Source organism: Pseudomonas ulcerans (genome assembly GCF_036324125.1).
GTDB classification, from domain to species: Bacteria; Pseudomonadota; Gammaproteobacteria; order Pseudomonadales; family Pseudomonadaceae; genus Aquipseudomonas; species Aquipseudomonas ulcerans.
On the sequence record NZ_JAZDQN010000017.1, the window covers coordinates 87,971 to 106,364 of the forward strand.

The window sequence follows — 18,394 nt, forward strand, 5'->3', positions numbered from 1 at the left end:
GAACTGCGGCGTACCGCAGCACGGACTGATTGCTCCCGACCCGCCTGACACGGCAGGATATGGCGCTCGGCCAGCACTCCCGGTGACCCGGCCTCACATCCGCCAAGGAGCTGCACACCATGGATGCCAGACTGGATCCCGGCGACGCCGGCCTGACCGTCACCCTGGGCCCGGCCGAAAGCCTGGACAGCGTCGCCTACACCTACGGGCATGCGTACACCACCCTCTGGGACCACCCCGACAACGCCGCACTGCGTGAACGCAGGCCCGACCCCACAGTGCTCGCGGCGCAGGACCAGGTGTTCGTGCCGCCCCGTGAGAAAGCCACGTTCACTGGCAATGCCACCGGAAAGCGTCACCGTTTCCAGGTATCCAACACCCCGGCGCTGCTGCGTTTCCGTCCCTATGCCCTGGCCGGCCAGGGCCTGGCCCAACGCTTCGAGATCCGCCGCGGCGACTCCCTGATCGGCGAAAGCACGGCACAGGCCAACGGCGATATCGTCTGGCCGTTGCCACCTGTCGCCGAGGACATCACGCTACGGGTGTTCTTCGAGCATTTTTCCCGCGACTACCAATTGAACCTGCGGGCTCTTGATCCCGTGGAAACCCTCATCGGCGTGCAGCAACGCCTGCGCGCGCTGGGTTACCTCGGCGGTGAGTGCAGTGGCAGGCTGGACGATGCTACCCGCGCCGCGATTGGCGCCCTGCGCCTGCGCGCCGGGCTTCCCGCTGAAGACGAAGTGCTCAGCCAGGCAGTGCTCGACACCCTGCGCCAATACCATGGAGAGGCCCCGCTGTGATCAAGGTCAAGAAAACCCCTGATGTGCCGCCCGCCCTGGCCGCATCGCAGAAAGCGATGGACGCGCAACTGGTGGCTGCACGGAACAAGAACCTCGATGTGGTGCTTTGCACCAAGGGCACTGCAGCCGCCAAAGCGACCACGACGACAAGCGGCGTGGTCAAGATCATCATCGACGACGAGCAGTACAAGCCGCCTCATGCCAAGGCCCTGCTCAAGGTCGACCAGCACGGCAAATGCGCTTTCTGCGAGGCGCGCTTCATGGATACCGCCGGCGGCGACGTCGAGCATTTTCGGCCAAAGAAGCGCTATGACGGTTTCCAGACGGTGGAGAACGTCGGCTACTTCCAGTACGTCTACGACTGGAGCAACCACTTGTGGTCGTGCAAGGAATGCAACGAGACCTACAAGAAGAACTATTTCGATGTGATGCCGGACAACTTCGATGCACCACCGCCGGACAGCGATGATTTCGACGACGAGGACGACTTCTGGGCGGCCATCAAGGAGTGGGGACGCTACATCAACGGCCAGAGGGACAACTGGAATACGCCGCACAACAATGAAAGGCCGGTGCTGATCGACCCCATCAATGAAGACCCCCGTGAGTTCATCAGCTTCGACATCAGTACGGGCCTGGCCATGGCGGGTCAGCTCGGCGACCGCAATCAGTCTCTGCCTGGCGATCAATTCAACATCGGGCGTGGTGGCAAGACCATCAACACCCTTGGCCTGAATCGCAAGGAACTGGTGTTTACCCGTATGCGCCACCTGTCGATGTTGCGCGGCGTGTTCCTGGAAATGACCCAGAACTTCGATCAGGTCAACCAGTTCATGGATTGGCAGCGCAAGACGCCTTGGGTGAACTCGCGGATGAAACCGACCATGCGGTACGAGATTACCTATCCCGACGAATGTGTCGTGGAAGATGATGCTTCGCAATCTGCCCTGCAGTTCCTGGCCTACTCCACGACACCCCAGGCACCCTTTGCAGCCTTGGCCAGGGACGCGCTGGCCTGCTGGAGCCTGGAGTTGCTCGAACACCTGCTCGCCGCTCAACAGCAGGCCACCCAGTTGCAGGCACCGGACAGTGCCCAGGCGCTGTCCACCCGCAGCGTGCATGAACTACCGCGCCTTGGCCTGCATCCGGTCATCCTCGCCACCTACCAGGCGGACATGAACGTGCTGGCCGACCTGCGCAAGAACCTGGCCGATTACAAGGTGCTTTGGGAGAACGGTTACGAACAGAGCGAAGTGGAATACGTCTGCCGGAAACGGCTGGAGGAGGTAATGAAAGATCACCTGGAGTTCCTGGGCCGGTTCAGCATAGCCAATCGCCATAAGCCCGCCTTCTACGATGAGTATCTCAAGCACGAGCGCAACCTCATCGATGTGCACAACGCCCTGGAATACTACAAGTGCGACCGCAAGAACTGGGAGTCTGCGGTGGAAACCATGACGGGCAACCTGGGCGAATATGGACCAGACCTGGAGGATGACCTGATCCCCAGGTACAACACTCTCGTCGACGCCTTGGAGCACATCGAGCAAAACCACTTCCGGGGACCGTACGATCCCGGAATGGAGCCTGTCCTGATCGGACAATCCGAACAGGAGGTCGACCAGTTGCGCAAGCTACTCAAGCAACGCAGCGATGCGTTTGTCGAAATAGATCGGAAGTACGGCGTCACCAGCGGCGGCAAGGTGGTCGATCCTGACGACGCTAATTCGATGGTCTGGGAAAGCCAGTCTTACACCGATTCCATGGAGCATTCGCTGAACGAGATCGTCGGCGCACTGACAGCGTTCAGGGAGGGCCGCCCCCCCCAGACCGTTGCCAAAATGCAACAGGAGGGCACTCTGGCAAACTGGAAAATTCCCACCGCGACTGGAGTGCGCAACCGCACCAACCCGCCCGCCAACACGGTCGCGGCCTGGAACCACATCCGTGAAGTCGCCAATCAGGCGCCGGTGTACAAGGCCACCGCGCGCTGGTCCAAATAGGGAAACACCACCTGGCAGTCGCCAGGGTCCAGCCCCTCGACCCTGGCCAGCCCCTGGTCGTCCAGCGTGCCGCGGTGCTCGCTGCCGTCGGCCAGGATGATGATCCAGGCCTCGCCGGGCACCGGACGCCCCTGCATGTCCAGCAGCTCGATCTCGATGAAGGTCTTCGCAGGCGCAGCGACGGGCGCGGGCTCGGCAACCTCGACCCGCTCCGGCGCTGCGCTGGCCGGGGTGGCCCGGGCAACCACCGTTACCGGTTGATCGGCCGCGGGGCTGCGAGTGGCAAGCCACGGCCGCGCGGGCAACCTGAACATCGCCAGGCTGCCATTGACCAGCATGTCCGCCATCAAGCGCAGCACCTCCTGGTCGTCCACGCGGAACATCTGGGGCATCTGGCTGCCCAGCAACCCGCGCAAGCGCTGCAAGCCTTCCCTGCCTGGGAAGTGCCGGGTCAGGAAGGCATCGGCGCTCCAGCTATCGGCGAACGCCAGGCGAATGGCGTCGTCGCCAGCGAGGATGCCAGCCTGGTAGCCCGGCGCAGCGAGCTCGAACTCTTCGGTCCCGTCGAAAAACCGGATAGACATGGGGCGTGGCGATCTGCGAGGAAAGAGAGACGGCAGTGTAATGCATCCGCGCCCTCGCCTTCCTTCGAATCCATCTTGCATGGCGCCTTTTGCTGCAATGTCAGGCAACCTCCATGCCGAGCCCGAGCAATACCTCCCAGGCCAGCGGCGTAAACCGATAGCGCTTGTCCACATGCAGGCACAGCACGCCATCCTCGCACAGGCGCTTCAACACCTCCCGCACGCTGATGAACAGCAGTTCCCTCGATTGCGCCACCAGGGCGCAATGCACCCCGCGGGCGCCGAGGCCCTGGCCGTCGCGCTGCGCCACGATCAGGGCATTGATCACCTTGAAGCGGATCAGGCTGGAACGCAGGCCGAACCGGCGCAGCAACTCCCGCGCCGGATCGTTGCTGCCGCGCGGGCTTTCGAGGGTTTGCAGGCTGTACGCCATGAAGAATGCTCCTTTTCAGTAATGTGCTGGTTTGGCGGGACGTCCGTTCCCGCCGCGACTCCAGTCAGAAATCCACAGTAGCCGACAGTTGCAGGGTGCGTGGGTAACCCGGCGAAATCGCCCCGTAGGACGCCACCCCCGACCAGTACTCGCGATCGAAGACGTTCTGCAGCGTGGCGCGGAAGGTCGTCGGCCGGCCTTCGATGCGCGTGGTGTAGCGCGCGCCGGCATCGATGCGGGTCCAGGCGTCCAGTTCCTGGGTGTTGGCCTGGTTCACGTACTGCCGACCGGTGTAGATGGCACCTCCCGTCAGGGTCACGCCCTCGATCCACGGTGTATCCCACTCGCCCCAGAGGTTGGCCTGCACGTCCGGCACGCCCACCGGCTTGTTGCCGCGGTTGGCCGCGGTAGCCGAATCGGTCAGCTTGCCGTCGAGCAGCGTGACGCCGCCCATCAGCCGGGTGCCCGGCGCCACTTCGCCGAACACGCCCAGTTCGACCCCGCGGTTGCGTTGTTCGGCCTGCACCGAGAACACATTGTCCGCCCCGATTTCACCGCTGGGCTTTTCGATCTGGAACAGGGCCAGGGTGGTCAGGAAACTGCCGTGCTCGTACTTCACCCCGACTTCATGCTGCTTCGACTTGTAGGGTGCGAAGGTGGTGCCGCCGTTGTTGGCGGTCGCCGGGGCGATATCGCCTTTGCTCAGGCCTTCGACGTAGTTGTAGTAGAGGGAAACGTCCTCCCAGGGCTTGACTACCACACCCACCAGCGGGGTGGTCGCATCGTCCTTGTAGCGCACCACGCCCGTGGTGCCGTAGTTGCGCGATTCGATGGACTGGCGGCGCACGCCGAGGCTCAGTTGCAGGCGCTCGTCCAGCATCGACAGGGTGTCGGTCAGGGCCACGCCCGAGAGCTCGGACTCTGAGACCCGCAGCACCTTGGGCGCGAGGATGTATTGCTTGGGCACGTCCACCGGGTGGTAGATGTTCGAGTTGATCACGCTGCCGTTGTTGATACCGCGGGACAGTTCGTCCTGGTAACCGCTGGCCATCAGCGTGGTGGTGTGCGCCACGGGACCGGTATCGAACAGTGCGCGAACCCCGATGTCCGCGGTGGAACGGTCCACGTTGAACTTGTAGTAACCCGGGATGTTGGTGGTGTCACCGGCATTGTTGAGGATGCGCGGCACCTGGTCGGACATGCGCTTGACGTCCGACCGGCCACCGCCGGCGTGGGCGAACACGGTCAGCGAATCGCTCAGGTCGTACTCGCCGCCGAGCAACGCCGACTGCTCGTGGGTGGTCGACCAGCCCCACTCCTGCGGCAGGCTCGTGCGGCCATTGGGCGCCGACGGTACCTGGATCGTCGGCAGCACGGTGAACGGCCGCGAAGCACCATCGAAGTGCTCGCGCTGGTTGAGGAAGTCGAGGTTCAGGCGCAGGCGCTCGCCCTGGTAGTCGAGGGCGATGGCGGCAATGTTGAGGTTGCGCTGCTGGTTGTCCACGGCGGTGTCACCGTCCTGCAAGCTGCCGTTGAAGCGGATGCCGAAGCGGTTGTCCGGACCGAAGCGACGGCTGAAATCGAGGTGGCCGCCCACCTGGGAGTCCGATGCGTAGCTGGCGGTAAAGCGGGTCAGGTCCTCGGCCAGTGGGCGCTTGGGCACGAGGTTGATCACCCCGCCCACGCCGCTGTTGGGCGAGATCCCGTAGACCAGCGCCCCCGGTCCCTTGAGCACCTCGATGCGCTCGGCGTACTCGGTGAAGGCCCGGTAGTTGGGGGCGACGCCATACACGCCATCGAAGGCCAGCTCGCCAAGGTTGCCCTCGCCGATGGCGAAGCCGCGGATGAAGAACGAGTCGACGATGCCGCCGGTCTGGCCGGTGGAGCGCACCGACGGGTCACGTTCCAGTGCGTCGGCGACCGTCACTGTCTGCAGGTCGGCCAGGGTCTTGGCGGTGTAGCTGGTGATGCTGAACGGCGTGTCGCGCACGTCCTTGTTGCCCATCATGCCCAGCCGTGCGCCACGCGCGACCTGCCCGCCAGCGAGCTCTTCCGGCAGCGCGCCGGGGCTGATGGCGCTGGAATCGACATGGGTGGCGTCGAGGGTCAGGCTGTCGCCAGGCGCAGCCGGCGCGAGGGTGTCAGCCCAGGCACAGGCGCCGCCGGCGGCCAGGACGAGGTTGAGGGAGGCGGCACGGATGGCGATCGACAATACACTGCGATCGAAGGGGCGACGAACAACTGGCATGACGAGTGGGTCCTTTTCATCAGGAGAAAATGCTGATCATTCCTATTGCCAGCCGACGCAAAAAAAAGTATCACCCTCGCGCCCTCAATCGACCCACGAGCTTCGACCATGCCCCCTGCCGCTTCGCGTGTAACCGTCCTGATCTGGCTGCTGTTCGCGATCCAGCTGGTGTCGATGGGCGCCATGGAGATGAGCGGGCCGTTCTGGCCGGTGCACCTGCAGGGCCTGACCGCATCCCCGGCCTTGTTCGCCTTCGCCAGCGTTGCCGTGTACGTCGGGCCGATGCTCGGCATCATCCTCACCAGCGCGTTCTGGGGGCGGATCGGCGACCGCTGCGGGCACAAGCTGATGATGATCCGCGCCCTCGCCGGCCTGTCTCTCACCCAGTTGGGCCTGGCCATGAGCGACGATATCTGGGTGATCCTGCTGCTGCGTTTCGTCCAGGGCGCCTGCGCCGGCTACATCGCCCCGGCCCAGGCCTACGGGGTGAGCATCGAGACGCCCGCACGGCGGGCACGCTTGTTCGCCCTGCTGCAGATTTCCACCAACGTCGGCTCGCTGCTCGGCGCCGTGCTGGGCGGATTGATCCTCGACCACGCGACGTTCTTCTGGATCAATCTGGGCGCCTCGGCACTCTGCGCCCTGTGCACGCTGGTCGCGGCGATCTGCCTGCCGAACGTGCCTCCCGCCCGGGCTGGCAGCGCCAACCGCAACCAGGCCCCGAGCACCGCCAGCCTCTGGCACGACGCCCCGCTGCGTGGGCTGTTGCTGGTGATGGGCCTGTTGCTGCTGGCGCGGATGCTGCCGCAAACCAGCTTCTCGCTGTATGTCAGCGCGATGTTTGCGGTCAGCCACTCGGTGGTCGGCCTGTGCTACGGCCTGCTGGCCCTGGGTTTCATCCTCTCGGCGACGGCCTGGTCGCGCCACTTCGAGCAGCGCTCCCGCGTCGACACCCTGCACCGCATGGCCTGGGTGGTGCTCGGCTGCATGGTCCTCAGCGGCATCGCCGGGATCACCCGGCAAGCGCCGGTGTTCGTCGCCAGCTACTTCCTCTGGGGCGTCCTGCTGGGCGCTACCACGCCGGTGCTGATGGCCCTGGTGTCGAAGTCCGTGGATGCCACGCGGCAGGGGCATGTCCTGGGCCTGGCCCAGGGCACGGCGCAGTTCGCTTCGATCGCCGGCATCTGCATCGGCGGCCTGCTCAACCAGCTGTACGGCCTGCAATACACCTACCTGTTCGTCTGCCTGGCCTATGCCGTGGCGCTGCTGGTCATGCTCGCCCAACGCCGGCTGACGCTCGGTTGAGCGCCACGGCGTCGCGCTTGCACGGCAGGCGCGATATCACTACCATCGCGAATACTTCCCAATTACAACTAAAGCTGCCGCCATGAGCGAACCTGTCCCCGCCGACCATCAGACCCACCTGCGCATGATCGAAGCCCTGTACAGCGGCCACCATGGCTGGCTCTACGAGATGCTCAAGAAGAAACTCGGCAATGCCATGGATGCGGCGGACCTGACCCAGGACACCTTCACCCGCGTGCTTGCCTCGCAGGTCACCCGCATTGAGCAGCCACGGGCCTACCTGAGCTGCGTGGCCAAGGGCATCCTGGTCAACTGGTACCAGCGCAAGGCCCTGGAACGCACCTACCTCGACGCCCTCGCGCAGTTGCCGGAACAGCAGGTGCCGTCGCCGGAACTGCGTTTCCTGGTGCTGGAAACCCTGCATCAGGTCGACGCCATGCTCGACGCCTTGCCGCCGCTGGTAAAACGCGCGTTTCTCCTGTCGCAACTCGGCGGCCTCAAGTACGACGACATCGCCAGCCAGCTGGGCGTCTCGCTGATCACCGTCAAGCGCTACATGAAGCAGGCCTTCGTGCAATGCCTGCTGCTGGTGGAATAGGTGTCCCTTTCCGCTGACAACCTCCAGGCCCTGGAAGAAGCCGCCGAGTGGCTGGTGCGCTGGAGCGAAGGCGAACTCGACGCCAGCGAGCAGGCCGCCTGGGAGCGCTGGAAAGGCAGCAGCCCGCAACGTGAGCAGGCCTGGGCCCGTGCCCAGTTGCTGCAAAGCCGCATGGGCGGCTTGCCGCCGGCCCTGGCCCTGGCGGTGCTGGACCGCCCGCACAACCCGCAGCGCCGCGCCGCGATGCTCAAGCTGGCCGTGCTCCTGGCGCTGCTGCCCGCCGGCTGGGGTGGCTGGGAACTGAGCCGCCGGCAACAGTGGAGCGCCGACTACCGCAGCGCCGTCGGCGAGCGCCGCGAGCTGACCCTGGCCGACGGTACGCGGATCACCCTCAATACCGACAGCGCCATCGACGTGTCGTACGACGCCAACCAGCGCCTGGTTCGCCTGCGCGCCGGCGAGATCATGGTGCAGACCGCGCCCGACGTACCTTCACTGGCCCGGCCGTTCCTGGTCTGCACCACGCAAGGCTGCATGCAGGCCCTGGGCACCCGTTTCTCCGTGCGCGAGCTGGCTGCGCGGACGCACCTGGCGGTGCTCGAAGGCGCGGTGAAGGTGGTCCTCGCCGACAACCGCCAGGCCCCGCCGCTGGTGATCAATGCCGGCCAGCGCACCGAGTTTTCGGCGCAGACCTTCGGCGAGGTCGGCCCCGTCGAGCGTTATGCCGGCGCCTGGACCCAGGGCATGCTGATGGCCGACAAGCTGCGCCTGGCGGATTTCGCCGCAGAACTGTCGCGCTACCGCCGCGGCGTGGTGCGCTGCGACCCGGACATCGCCGGGCTGCCGGTCTCCGGCGCCTACCCGGTCAGCGACACGCAACGCTGCCTGAACATGCTGGCACAAACCTACGGGATCAAGGTCGCCAGCCACTTCGCCGGCTACTGGATCACCCTCAGTCCCGGTTGAAGCGAAAAAAAGCCGAGCACGGCTGATACTTTTTCCGCGCTCGGCTGGCTATCAGGGAACAACCTTTTCCATCGTCGTCCACGGAAACCCCATTCATGTTCGTCGCGCGCTTGCTGCGTCCGGCTCGTCCGTTCCAACCGCTTGTCCGCAGTGCGTTGCTGGGCCTGGTACTGGCAGCCTCGGCCTGCCCGCTGGCCCACGCTGCCGCCCCGGCCCGCCTGGACAGCGTGGTGGTGCGTGCCTACGACATTCCCCCAGGACCACTGGGAGCGACCCTGTCGAGTTTCGCCGTGGACGCAGGCATCGCCCTGTCATTCCAACCGGCGCTGACCGACGGCCTGACCAGCCCTGGCCTGGTCGCCTCCTGCACCTCGCGGGAAGCGGCGACCCGCCTGCTCGCCGGCAGCAACCTGGACATGCGCTTGCGCGAGGATGGCAGTTACACCCTGGTGCCGAACCAGGTGACCCTGGACGACACAGCCATCCAGGGTAGCGCCCCGGCCAGCGGCAGCGAGCGCCTGCCGGCGTTGCTCCCGGGCGACCAGGCCGCCGTGGGCGGCCGTCTCGGCCTGCTCGGCAACCGCGACCTGATGGACGCCCCGCTGAGCATCAGCAGCTACAGCTCCACCCTGGTCCGCGACCAGCAGGCGAGCACCGTCGGCGACCTGCTGGAACGGGATTCTTCGGTCCGCGCCACCGGACAGACCGGCGGCATCGTCGACTCGTTCTTCATCCGCGGCTTTCCGCTGGGCGAAGGCAACCTCGGCGAACTGGCCTTCGATGGCGTCTACGGCGTGGCTTCCAACTACCGGGTGTTCACCGATTACGCCGAGCGTATCGAGGTGGTCAAGGGGCCGGGCACCCTGCTCTACGGCATGTCGCCCAACAGTACCGTGGGTGGCGTGATCAACGTGGTGCCCAAGCGCTCCCTGGAGGAAGACCTGACGCGTTATACCGCACGCTACGCCCTCGATGCGCAGTTCGGCAGCCACCTCGACATCAGCCGCCGCCTCGGTCCGGAGCGGCGCTTCGGCGTACGGTTCAACGGCAGCCTGCAACAAGGCGACACCGCCATCGATGCCCAGCACCGCGAGGTCGGGCTCGGCGCATTGTCCCTGGACTACCAGGGCGAGCGCCTGCGCACCAGCCTTGACCTGATCGACCAGAAGGAGACCCTGGACGCTGCCTCGCGCCCCTTCCTGATCGATGTCGGCGTGGCCATTCCCAAGGCGGCCAACGGCCGGACCAACGTCAGCCAGGCGTGGGGCCGCTCGACCACCCATGACCGTTCGCTGCTGCTCAGCGGCGACTACGCGGTGAGCGACGACCTGAGCCTGTTCGCCCATGCCGGTGGTGGCCGCTCCGACGTATCGCGCCTGTCCGACCAGACCCCGCGGATCGTCGACAGTGCCGGCAACACCTCGTCCATTCCTGGCTACTACCGCTTCCACGTGCAGCGCTACACCGCCGACATCGGTGCGCGCCTGCGCTTCGACAGCGGGCCGGTCGCGCACAATGCCACCTTGCAAGTCAGCCAGTATCACGACGAACTGGGGCGCGGCATCAACTCCGCGGCCGCAGTGCTCTCGAACATCTATCACCCGGTGGATCGCCCCGAACCGGCCATCGCGCGACCGTCCACGCCCAAGGTATCGGCCAGCGAATTGTCCGGCGTCGCGCTGGCCGACACCCTGTCGCTGTTCGAACAACGCCTGCAGGTCACCGTCGGGCTGCGCCAGCAACGCATCGACTCGCGCAACTACAACGCCCGCGGCGGCAGCCGTTACGACGCCAGCCGCACCACGCCGCTGCTGGGCGTGGTGCTCAAGCCACTGGACAACCTGGCGCTGTACTACAACTACGTCGAAGGCCTGAGCAAGGGCGACGTCGCCCCGTCCAGCGCCAGCAATGCCGGGGAGATCTTCGCGCCCTATATCTCCCGCCAGCACGAAATCGGCATGAAGCTGGACTTCGGCAGCTTCATGTCGTCCATCGCCCTGTTCCAGATCAGCAAGCCCAGCGGTGAACTGGCGGCCGGCACCTTCTCCATGCAAGGCGAGCAGCGCAACCGCGGCGTCGAACTCAACCTGCTCGGCGAGATAGCCCCCGGCACCCGCCTGCTCGGCGGCGTGACCCTGCTCGATGCCCGCCTCAGCCAGACCCGCGTGGCCGCCAACCGCGACAACAAGGCGGTGGGCGCGGCGGATGTCCAGGCCAACCTCTGGGCCGAGTGGGACACGCCGTGGATCGACGGGCTGACCCTGACCGGCGGGGTCATCCATACCGGCGAGCAATACGTCGACCAGGCCAACACGCAGAAGCTCGATGCCTGGACCCGCTTCGACGCCGGCGCACGCTACAGCACCCGCATCGCCGGACACCCCACCACCTTCCGCGCCACCGTGCAGAACCTGTTCGATACCGCGTACTGGTCGGGTGTCGCCTCCTACGGGGCGTTTTCCCAAGGGGCGCCACGCACCCTGCTGCTGTCCGCCAGCGTCGATTTCTGAAACGTCCCGGCCGCGGCGCTGCCCGGCCCTTGCAGAGGCTTGCTCCATGTTCGGATCCCTGTGTCGCCGCCACACCTTCGCCTTCTTGCTGTTCACTGCCGTGGCAGGCCTGTCCACGTTGCTGCCCGACAGCGCCGACGCGGCCGAGACGCCCGCCCTGACCACGGTCACCGACCTGCTCGGGCGCGAGGTCAAGGTGCGGGTACCGGTGCGTCGGGTCATCCTTGGCGAAGGTCGCCAGTTGTACCTGGTCGCCGCGCTCGACCGGGAAAACCCGTTGCAGCGCATCGTCGGCTGGCGCAAGGACCTGATCCAGGCCGACCCGGACACCTACGCGGCCTACCGTCGGCAGTTTCCCGCGATCACCGCGATCCCCACGTTCGGCGGCTTCGAGGACGGCACCTTCGACATCGAGCAGGCCATCTCCCAGCGCCCGGACGTGATTTTCCTCAACATCGAAGCGCAGCACGCCACCGAGGACGCCCGGTACATCGAGAAACTCGGCGCCCTGGGCATTCCCGTGGTGTACGTGGACTTTCGCAACAACCCCATGCGCAACACCGAAGCGACCATGCGCCTGTTCGGCCGTCTGTTCGGCCAGGAAGAACGTGCGGAGGCCTTCATCGTCTTCCGCGAGCAGCAGATCCGCCGCGTGACCGATGTCATCGAGGCCCGTCACCCGCCCCGTCCGCGGGTGTTCATCGAGCGGATCGGCGGCTATACCGAGGACTGCTGCCTGAGCTTCGGCAACGAGAACTTCGGCCTGTTCGTCGATCTGGCAGGCGGCAACAACATCGCCCGCGACATCATTCCCCAGACTTTTGGCCAGCTGAACCCGGAGCAAGTGCTGGTGGCCAACCCCGAGCAGGTGGTGATCACCACCGCCAACTGGGAAGCCTTCGCCCCGGGCGGGCACTGGGTCGCGGTCGGTCCCGGGGCGGACCTGGCCGAGGCCCGGCGCAAGCTCGCCTGGTACACCGGGCGCCCGGCCTATGCCGGTATCGCGGCGCAGCAGACCCGGGCCTTCCACGCTGTGTGGCACCAGTTCTACAACAGCCCCTATCAGTTCGTGGCCATCCAGCAACTGGCGAAATGGTTCCATCCCGAGCTGTTCGCCGACCTCGATCCGGACGCGGCCTTGCGCGAGCTGCACGCGCGCTTCCTGCCGGTGCCTTACGCTGCCGGCTACTTCGCCAGCCTGGCCGACGCCGAGGGCCGGCCATGAGCGCGCTGGAGAAAAATCCCGTGTGGCAACGCGACGGTTACCGTCGCCTGGTGCTGCGCAAGCGCCTGGTGCTGGGCGCGCTCGCCGCCTTGCTGGCGTTCAGCGTGCTGCTCGACCTGGCCCTGGGTCCGGCCCGCTACAGCCTGGGCGAGGTGCTTGGCGCCCTGTTCGCCCCCGACAGCGCCGCCGACCCGGTGCGCGTGGTGATGTGGCAGATCCGCCTGCCGGTGGCGTTGATGGCGGTGGCCGTGGGCGCCGCGCTGTCCCTGGCCGGGGCACAGATGCAGACCATCCTCAATAACCCGCTGGCCAGCCCCTTCACCCTCGGTATCTCTGCCGCCGCCAGTTTCGGCGCGGCCCTGGGCCTGGCCTTCGGCGTCGCCGTGTTGCCGCTGGCGGCGCAGTTCATGGTGCCGCTCAATGCCTTCCTCATGGCCGTGCTCTGCACCCTGCTCATTCATTTCATGAGCCTGCGCCGCGGGGTCAACGCCGAGACCATCGTCCTGCTGGGCATCGCCCTGGTGTTCACCTTCAATGCCCTGCTGGCGCTGGTGCAGTTCTTCGCCACCGAACAGGCAGTGGCCGCAGTGGTGTTCTGGACCATGGGCAGTCTGACCAAGGCCACCTGGCCTAAACTGGCGATCATCTGCCTGGTGATCCTGTTCACCCTGCCGCTGTTCATTCGGCGTGCCTGGGCCCTGACCGCGCTGCGCCTGGGAGATGACAAGGCTGCCAGCTTCGGCATCGACGTGCGCCGCCTGCGCTTGCAGACCCTGCTCCTGGTCAGCCTGCTCGCCGCCTTTCCCGTGGCTTTCGTCGGCACCATCGGCTTCATCGGCCTGGTCGGCCCGCATATCGCCCGGATGCTGATCGGCGAGGACCAGCGTTTCTTCCTTCCGGCCTCGCTGCTCACCGGGGCGCTGATCCTGTCGGCCAGCTCGGTGGTCAGCAAGACCCTGATTCCCGGGGCCATCTTTCCCATCGGCGTGGTTACGTCGCTGATCGGCGTGCCCTTCTTCATTTCCCTGATCCTCGGCAGGAAAAAGCACACATGGTGACCCTTCGCCTGGAAAACCTCGGTGCCCGCTATGGTCGCCACACGGTCATCAGTGCCGTGACCACGGCCACTTTCCATGGCGGCCAGGTGATCGCGGTAATCGGCCCCAACGCCGCGGGCAAGTCCACGCTGTTCAAGCGTATGGCCGGGTTGATAGACGGGCCCGGCGAAGTCCATGTGGGCGGTGCGCAGCACGGCATGCAGGGCATCAGCTACATGCCCCAGGGACTGAACGCCAGCGCCCGGCTGACCGTTTATGAATCGGTGCTGCTGGCACGCAAGCAACTGAGCCCGGACTGGGTGGTCAGCGACGACGAGTTGCAGCGGGTGGATGCCATGCTCGAAGCCCTCGGTATCACCGGCCTGGCGTTTCGCAACCTGGGTGAGCTCAGTGGCGGCCAGCAACAGCTGGTGTCCATTGCCCAGACCCTGGTGCGCGAACCGCAGATCCTGCTGATGGACGAACCCACCAGCGCCCTCGACATGCACCGCCAGGTGCAGGTGCTCGACTTCATGGGCAAGCTGGCTCGGCAGCGTCAGGTCATCGTCTTCATAGCCCTGCACGACCTCAACCAGGCCCTGCGCTTCGCCGACCAGGTCCTGGTGATCGCCGAGGGTACGGCGCAGGCCAGCGGGCCGTGCCAGGAAGTGATCGACGCGGACTTGTTGCGGGCGGTGTACAAGGTCGAGGGCCGGATCGAGACCTGCAGCCGGGGGTTGCGGCATGTGCTGGTGGATGGGGTGGTGTAAAGGTGACGGATTGCGGGTTTCGCTGGGTACCTATACATCTCGTCCCGGGCTGAATAGCAGAGCCGGCGAGTTGTGGGAGCGGGTTTACCCGCGATGACGATGCTGGGTTCACCGCCGTCATCGCGGGTGAACCCGCTCCCACAAGGTCCGCGCTTCACTTGACCGAGAGCTGTACCAGACACGCCATCAGCGGGTTTTCTGCCTATGTCGCTCCTTCATCTCCTGCCGCTCCTTGGCCTCCACCGACAACGATGCCGTCGGCCGCAGCAGCAGGCGCTTGAGACCAATCGCCTCGCCGGTCTCGGCGCACCAGCCATAGTCACCGCGGGCCAGCCGCTCCAGTGCCTCGTCGATCTTGTCCAGCAGCTTCTTCTCCCGTTCCAGTACCCGCAGTTGCCACTGTCGCGCTTCCTCGGTACTGCCGATGTCCGCCGGGTCGGAATTGACCTCGTGGTTCTTCAACGACTCGAACTCTTCGGAGATCCTGTCCTGCAACGCCTGCCGCTGTTCCAGCAACAGGCGCTGGAAGTAAGCCAGCTGCCCGGCGTTCATATAGGCCTCGTCAGGCTGGCCCAGCAGTTCTTCTTCGGTCATGTTCACCTCCTGAAACTCAACGGCAGGCCCTGGCACCCTTCGACGAGGCGCCCCTGGTGCCAGGCCAGTTGCCCGGATACCAGGGTCGTGGCGATGCGATGGCGAAAGGCGTGGTGCCGGAACGGCGTCCACTGGCAGTGGGACAGCAGCGGCTCCTGCCACACCGGGCGCGGCTCGGGCAATCGTTCCACCAGCACCAGGTCGGCCCAGTAGCCCTCGCGGATATAGCCTCGCGCGTGGATACCGAACAGCTCGGCCACCGCGTGGCTGGTCTTGCGCACCAGTTGGGCCAGCGGCAGCACGCCGTCGGCGACCAGCTCCAGCAAGGCCGGCAGCGCATGCTGGACCAGCGGCAGCCCCGAGGGCGCCTGGGCGTAGGGACGGGACTTTTCCTCCAGGGTATGCGGGGCATGGTCGGTGCCGATCACGTCCAGACGGTCGCACAGCAGCGCCTGGCGCAGCGCATCGCGGTCGGCGCGGGTCTTGATCGCGGGATTGCACTTGATCAGGTTGCCCAGCCCGGCGTAGTCGCGGTCATCGAACAGCAGGTGATGGGCGCAGACCTCTGCGGTGATGCGCTTGCCCGCCAGCGGCCCCGGCTCGAACAGCGCCAGTTCGCGGGCCGTGGTCAGGTGCAGGACGTGCAGGCGGGTATCGAAACGCCTGGCCAGCTCCACCGCCAGGGAGGACGAGCGATAGCAGGCCTCGGCATCGCGGATCAGCGGGTGCAACTCCGGGCCGATGGCCTCGCCATAACGCTCGCGCATGCTGGCTTCGTTGGCGAGGATCGACGGCGTGTGCTCGCAATGGGCCAGGAGGATGGTGGGCACGCTGGCGAACAGGCGCTCCAGCACCCGTGGATCGTCCACCAGCATGTCGCCGGTGGACGCCCCCATGAACACCTTGACCCCGGCGACCAGCTGCGGGTCGAGGGCGGCGACCACGTCCAGGTTGTCCTTGCTGACGCCAAAGTGAAAGCCGTAGTTGGCCACCGAACGGCGCGCCGCGCGCTGCTTCTTGTCCTCCAGTGCCGCCACCGACAGCGTCGCCGGGTTGGTATTGGGCATGTCCATGAAGCTGGTGATGCCGCCAGCCACCGCCGCCCGTGACTCGGACGCGATGCTTGCCTTGTGTGGCGCGCCCGGTTCGCGGAAATGCACCTGGTCGTCGATCATCCCGGGCAGCAGCCACTGGCCTGCGGCGTCGATGTCCAGGTCGGCGTCCTGCCCGGTGATGCTGGTGGCGATCTTTTCGATGCGACCGTGGGCGACCAGCACGTCGGCGTCGAAGCCTGTGTCTTCGTTCACCACGTGGGCGTTTCTGATGAGGATGCGGGTCATGGCAATGGGCGGTCTCACGAATTAATTGTTATGTTATAACACTCAATCCAGAAAAACGTCGAGGCCAGCACAGCCCCTCGGCAATACGCCATTAAAGATTCCTTCACCCAGGCCCCGACATTCCTCATCTACGCTCAGCACAAATCATTGCTGGAACCCCGCCCATGGAAATGGACTGGCATCAAGCCCTGCAGGAGAGCCTGGTCTGGCTCGCTGCTGCCTGCGTCATCACCTTCATCGTCCTGGCCATCTGCGCCAGGCTCGCCGTCCGCTTCACCCGCTGGGGCCGGCAGTTCTGGCAGATCGCCGGGCCCTACCTGAGCCCCAGGCACAGTTGGCGTCCGCTGCTGGCCTATGCCCTGCTGATCGTCCTGGCGCTGTTCGCGGTGCGCCTCAACGTGCTGTTTTCGTTCTGGTACAACGGCTTCTACAGTGCCCTGCAGGGCCTGGACCAGACGGCGTTCTGGTACCTGCTGGGGGTGTTCGCGGTGCTGGCGACCATCCATGTGCTGCGCGCCCTGTTCACCTACTACGTGACCCAGGCCTTCAACATCCGCTGGCGCACCTGGCTCACCGAGCGGCTGACCCGCGACTGGGTCGAGGGCGACGCCTATTACCGTGGCCAGTTCCTGGAAACCCCGGTGGACAACCCGGACCAGCGTATCGAGCTGGACGTGACTGCCTTCGTCAGCGGCTCGGTGAGCCTGTCGCTGGGGGCGATCAGTGCGCTGGTATCGCTGGTGGCATTCACCGGCATCCTCTGGGGCCTGTCGGCACCGCTGACGTTAGCCGGCGTGGAAGTGCCGCGGGCCATGGTCTTCGCCGTGTACGTCTACGTGCTGATCGCCACCTGGATCGCCTTCCGCCTCGGTAAACCCCTGATCCGCCTGAACTTCCTCAACGAGAAACTGACGGCGAACTTCCGTTATGCGTTGATGCGCCTGCGCGAGTACGCGGAAAACGTGGCCTTTTACCAAGGCTCGGCCATCGAGCGCGACACCCTGCTGGGTCGCTTCTCGGCCCTGATCAGCAACGTCTGGGCCCTGGTGTTCCGGAGCCTGAAGTTCGACGGTTTCAACCTCGCGGTGAGCCAGGTGGCAGTGGTGTTCCCCTTCATTCTCCAGGCGCCACGCTTCTTCAGCGGGGCGATCAAGCTCGGCGACGTGATGCAGACCTCGCAGGCGTTCGGCCAGGTGCAGGACTCGCTGTCGTTCTTCCGTGAGTCGTACGACACCTTCGCCCAGTACCGCGCCACCCTCGACCGTCTCACCGGCTTCCTCGACGCCAACCAGCAGGCCCGCGGCCTGCCCCATGTACAGCGCGTCAACCAGCCCGACGTCCTGGATATCCGCGGCATGCAGGTGACGCGCCCGGACGGGCATGCACTGCTGAGCGACTTCGACCTGAGCCTGAAGCCGGGGGATTCGCTGCTGATCAAGGGGCCTTCGGGCTGTGGCAAGACCACCCTGCTACGTGCCGTGGCCGGGCTCTGGCCCTATGCCGAGGGCGAGGTGCGTTGCCCCGGCGGCACCGAGGCCTTGTTCCTGTCGCAACGGCCGTACCTGCCATTGGGCATGTTGCGCACGGCGGTGGCCTATCCGGCGATCGGCCTGCCGGGTGACGACGAGCGCCTTCGCCAGGCCCTGCGCGAGGTCAACCTTGGACACCTGGCAGACAAGCTGGAGGACAGCAACGACTGGGCGCGGATCCTCTCCATCGGCGAACAGCAACGCCTGGCCTTTGCTCGGGTACTGTTCAGCCAACCGCGCATCGTGTTCCTCGACGAGTCCACCTCGGCCATGGACGAAGGCCTGGAGCATGCGCTGTACGGGCTGCTGCGCGAGCGCATGAAGGACAGCATGCTGGTCAGCGTCGGTCATCGGGCGACCCTGGCCGGTTTCCACAGCCATCACCTGGAACTGGATGGACGCGGCGGCTGGACCGTAGCCTGAACTGGCGCCCCGGATTGCCCGGGGCGCGC

General features: G+C 65.8%; 15 protein-coding genes. 10 read left to right on the top strand and 5 right to left on the bottom strand.

The window, feature by feature from the left end; translation table 11 throughout:
• Positions 1-119 precede the first annotated feature (119 nt).
• Both V0R59_RS16875 and V0R59_RS16880 read left to right on the top strand, forming a co-directional pair.
• Positions 120-800, top strand: a complete 681-nt coding sequence (locus V0R59_RS16875; protein ID WP_330074047.1) for a peptidoglycan-binding domain-containing protein — start codon at positions 120-122, stop codon at positions 798-800.
• Positions 797-2,803 carry an HNH endonuclease family protein gene (locus V0R59_RS16880; RefSeq protein WP_330074048.1) on the top strand — a complete coding sequence of 669 codons (2,007 nt, stop codon included), beginning with the start codon at positions 797-799 and terminating at the stop codon, positions 2,801-2,803. Before V0R59_RS16875 ends, V0R59_RS16880 begins: the two co-directional genes overlap by 4 nt.
• On the opposite strand, the gene V0R59_RS16885 is transcribed toward V0R59_RS16880, so the two are convergent.
• The 3 genes from V0R59_RS16885 to V0R59_RS16895 form a co-directional block, all read right to left on the bottom strand.
• Entirely contained in the window at positions 2,761-3,387 is a 627-nt protein-coding gene (locus V0R59_RS16885; RefSeq protein WP_330074049.1) for a hypothetical protein, read from the bottom strand. The two genes, V0R59_RS16880 and V0R59_RS16885, sit on opposite strands and share 43 nt — an antisense overlap.
• A 100-nt stretch (positions 3,388-3,487) precedes the next feature.
• Positions 3,488-3,820, bottom strand: a complete 333-nt coding sequence (locus V0R59_RS16890; RefSeq protein WP_330074050.1) for a fe2+ zn2+ uptake regulation protein — start codon at positions 3,818-3,820, stop codon at positions 3,488-3,490.
• 64 nt (positions 3,821-3,884) lie between these two features.
• On the bottom strand, positions 3,885-6,068 hold the full coding sequence (locus V0R59_RS16895) for a TonB-dependent receptor (RefSeq protein ID WP_330074051.1): 2,184 nt from the start codon (positions 6,066-6,068) through the stop codon (positions 3,885-3,887).
• Positions 6,069-6,176: 108 nt separating this feature from the next.
• Between V0R59_RS16895 and V0R59_RS16900 the strand changes: the two genes are divergently transcribed.
• The 7 genes from V0R59_RS16900 to V0R59_RS16930 all read left to right on the top strand — a co-directional run bounded on the left by V0R59_RS16900 (position 6,177) and on the right by V0R59_RS16930 (position 14,479).
• Positions 6,177-7,373, top strand: coding sequence for an MFS transporter (locus V0R59_RS16900; protein ID WP_330074052.1), 1,197 nt, complete (start codon positions 6,177-6,179; stop codon positions 7,371-7,373).
• Between the two features lie 82 nt (positions 7,374-7,455).
• Positions 7,456-7,971: a sigma-70 family RNA polymerase sigma factor gene (locus V0R59_RS16905; protein WP_330074053.1), complete on the top strand. Its 516-nt coding sequence runs from the start codon at positions 7,456-7,458 to the stop codon at positions 7,969-7,971.
• Positions 7,972-8,937 (top strand): FecR domain-containing protein, encoded by a 966-nt coding sequence (locus tag V0R59_RS16910; protein WP_330074054.1) that lies wholly within the window; start codon positions 7,972-7,974, stop codon positions 8,935-8,937.
• A 95-nt stretch (positions 8,938-9,032) separates the two neighbouring features.
• Positions 9,033-11,447: a TonB-dependent receptor gene (locus V0R59_RS16915; protein WP_330074055.1), complete on the top strand. Its 2,415-nt coding sequence runs from the start codon at positions 9,033-9,035 to the stop codon at positions 11,445-11,447.
• Positions 11,448-11,493: 46 nt separating this feature from the next.
• Positions 11,494-12,672, top strand: coding sequence for an ABC transporter substrate-binding protein (locus tag V0R59_RS16920; protein ID WP_330074056.1), 1,179 nt, complete (start codon positions 11,494-11,496; stop codon positions 12,670-12,672).
• Positions 12,669-13,730 (top strand): FecCD family ABC transporter permease, encoded by a 1,062-nt coding sequence (locus V0R59_RS16925; protein ID WP_330074057.1) that lies wholly within the window; start codon positions 12,669-12,671, stop codon positions 13,728-13,730. The genes V0R59_RS16920 and V0R59_RS16925 overlap by 4 nt, the downstream gene beginning before the upstream one ends.
• Positions 13,724-14,479, top strand: coding sequence for an ABC transporter ATP-binding protein (locus V0R59_RS16930; RefSeq protein WP_330074058.1), 756 nt, complete (start codon positions 13,724-13,726; stop codon positions 14,477-14,479). The genes V0R59_RS16925 and V0R59_RS16930 overlap by 7 nt, the downstream gene beginning before the upstream one ends.
• A gap of 186 nt (positions 14,480-14,665) precedes the next feature.
• Here the strand turns inward: V0R59_RS16930 and dksA are convergent, their stop codons facing one another.
• Together dksA and V0R59_RS16940 are read right to left on the bottom strand one after the other, a co-directional pair.
• A complete protein-coding gene (gene dksA, locus V0R59_RS16935) occupies positions 14,666-15,073 on the bottom strand; it encodes an RNA polymerase-binding protein DksA (RefSeq protein ID WP_330074059.1) in 408 nt (135 codons plus the stop codon).
• Between the two features lie 2 nt (positions 15,074-15,075).
• The gene (locus V0R59_RS16940; protein ID WP_330074060.1) at positions 15,076-16,413 is read right to left on the bottom strand and encodes a dihydroorotase; all 1,338 of its coding nucleotides are present in this window, start codon (positions 16,411-16,413) and stop codon (positions 15,076-15,078) included.
• 164 nt (positions 16,414-16,577) lie between these two features.
• Between V0R59_RS16940 and V0R59_RS16945 the strand changes: the two genes are divergently transcribed.
• Complete coding sequence (locus V0R59_RS16945; RefSeq protein ID WP_330074061.1) at positions 16,578-18,365, top strand: ABC transporter ATP-binding protein/permease; 1,788 nt, start codon at positions 16,578-16,580, stop codon at positions 18,363-18,365.
• Positions 18,366-18,394: the final 29 nt, after the last annotated feature.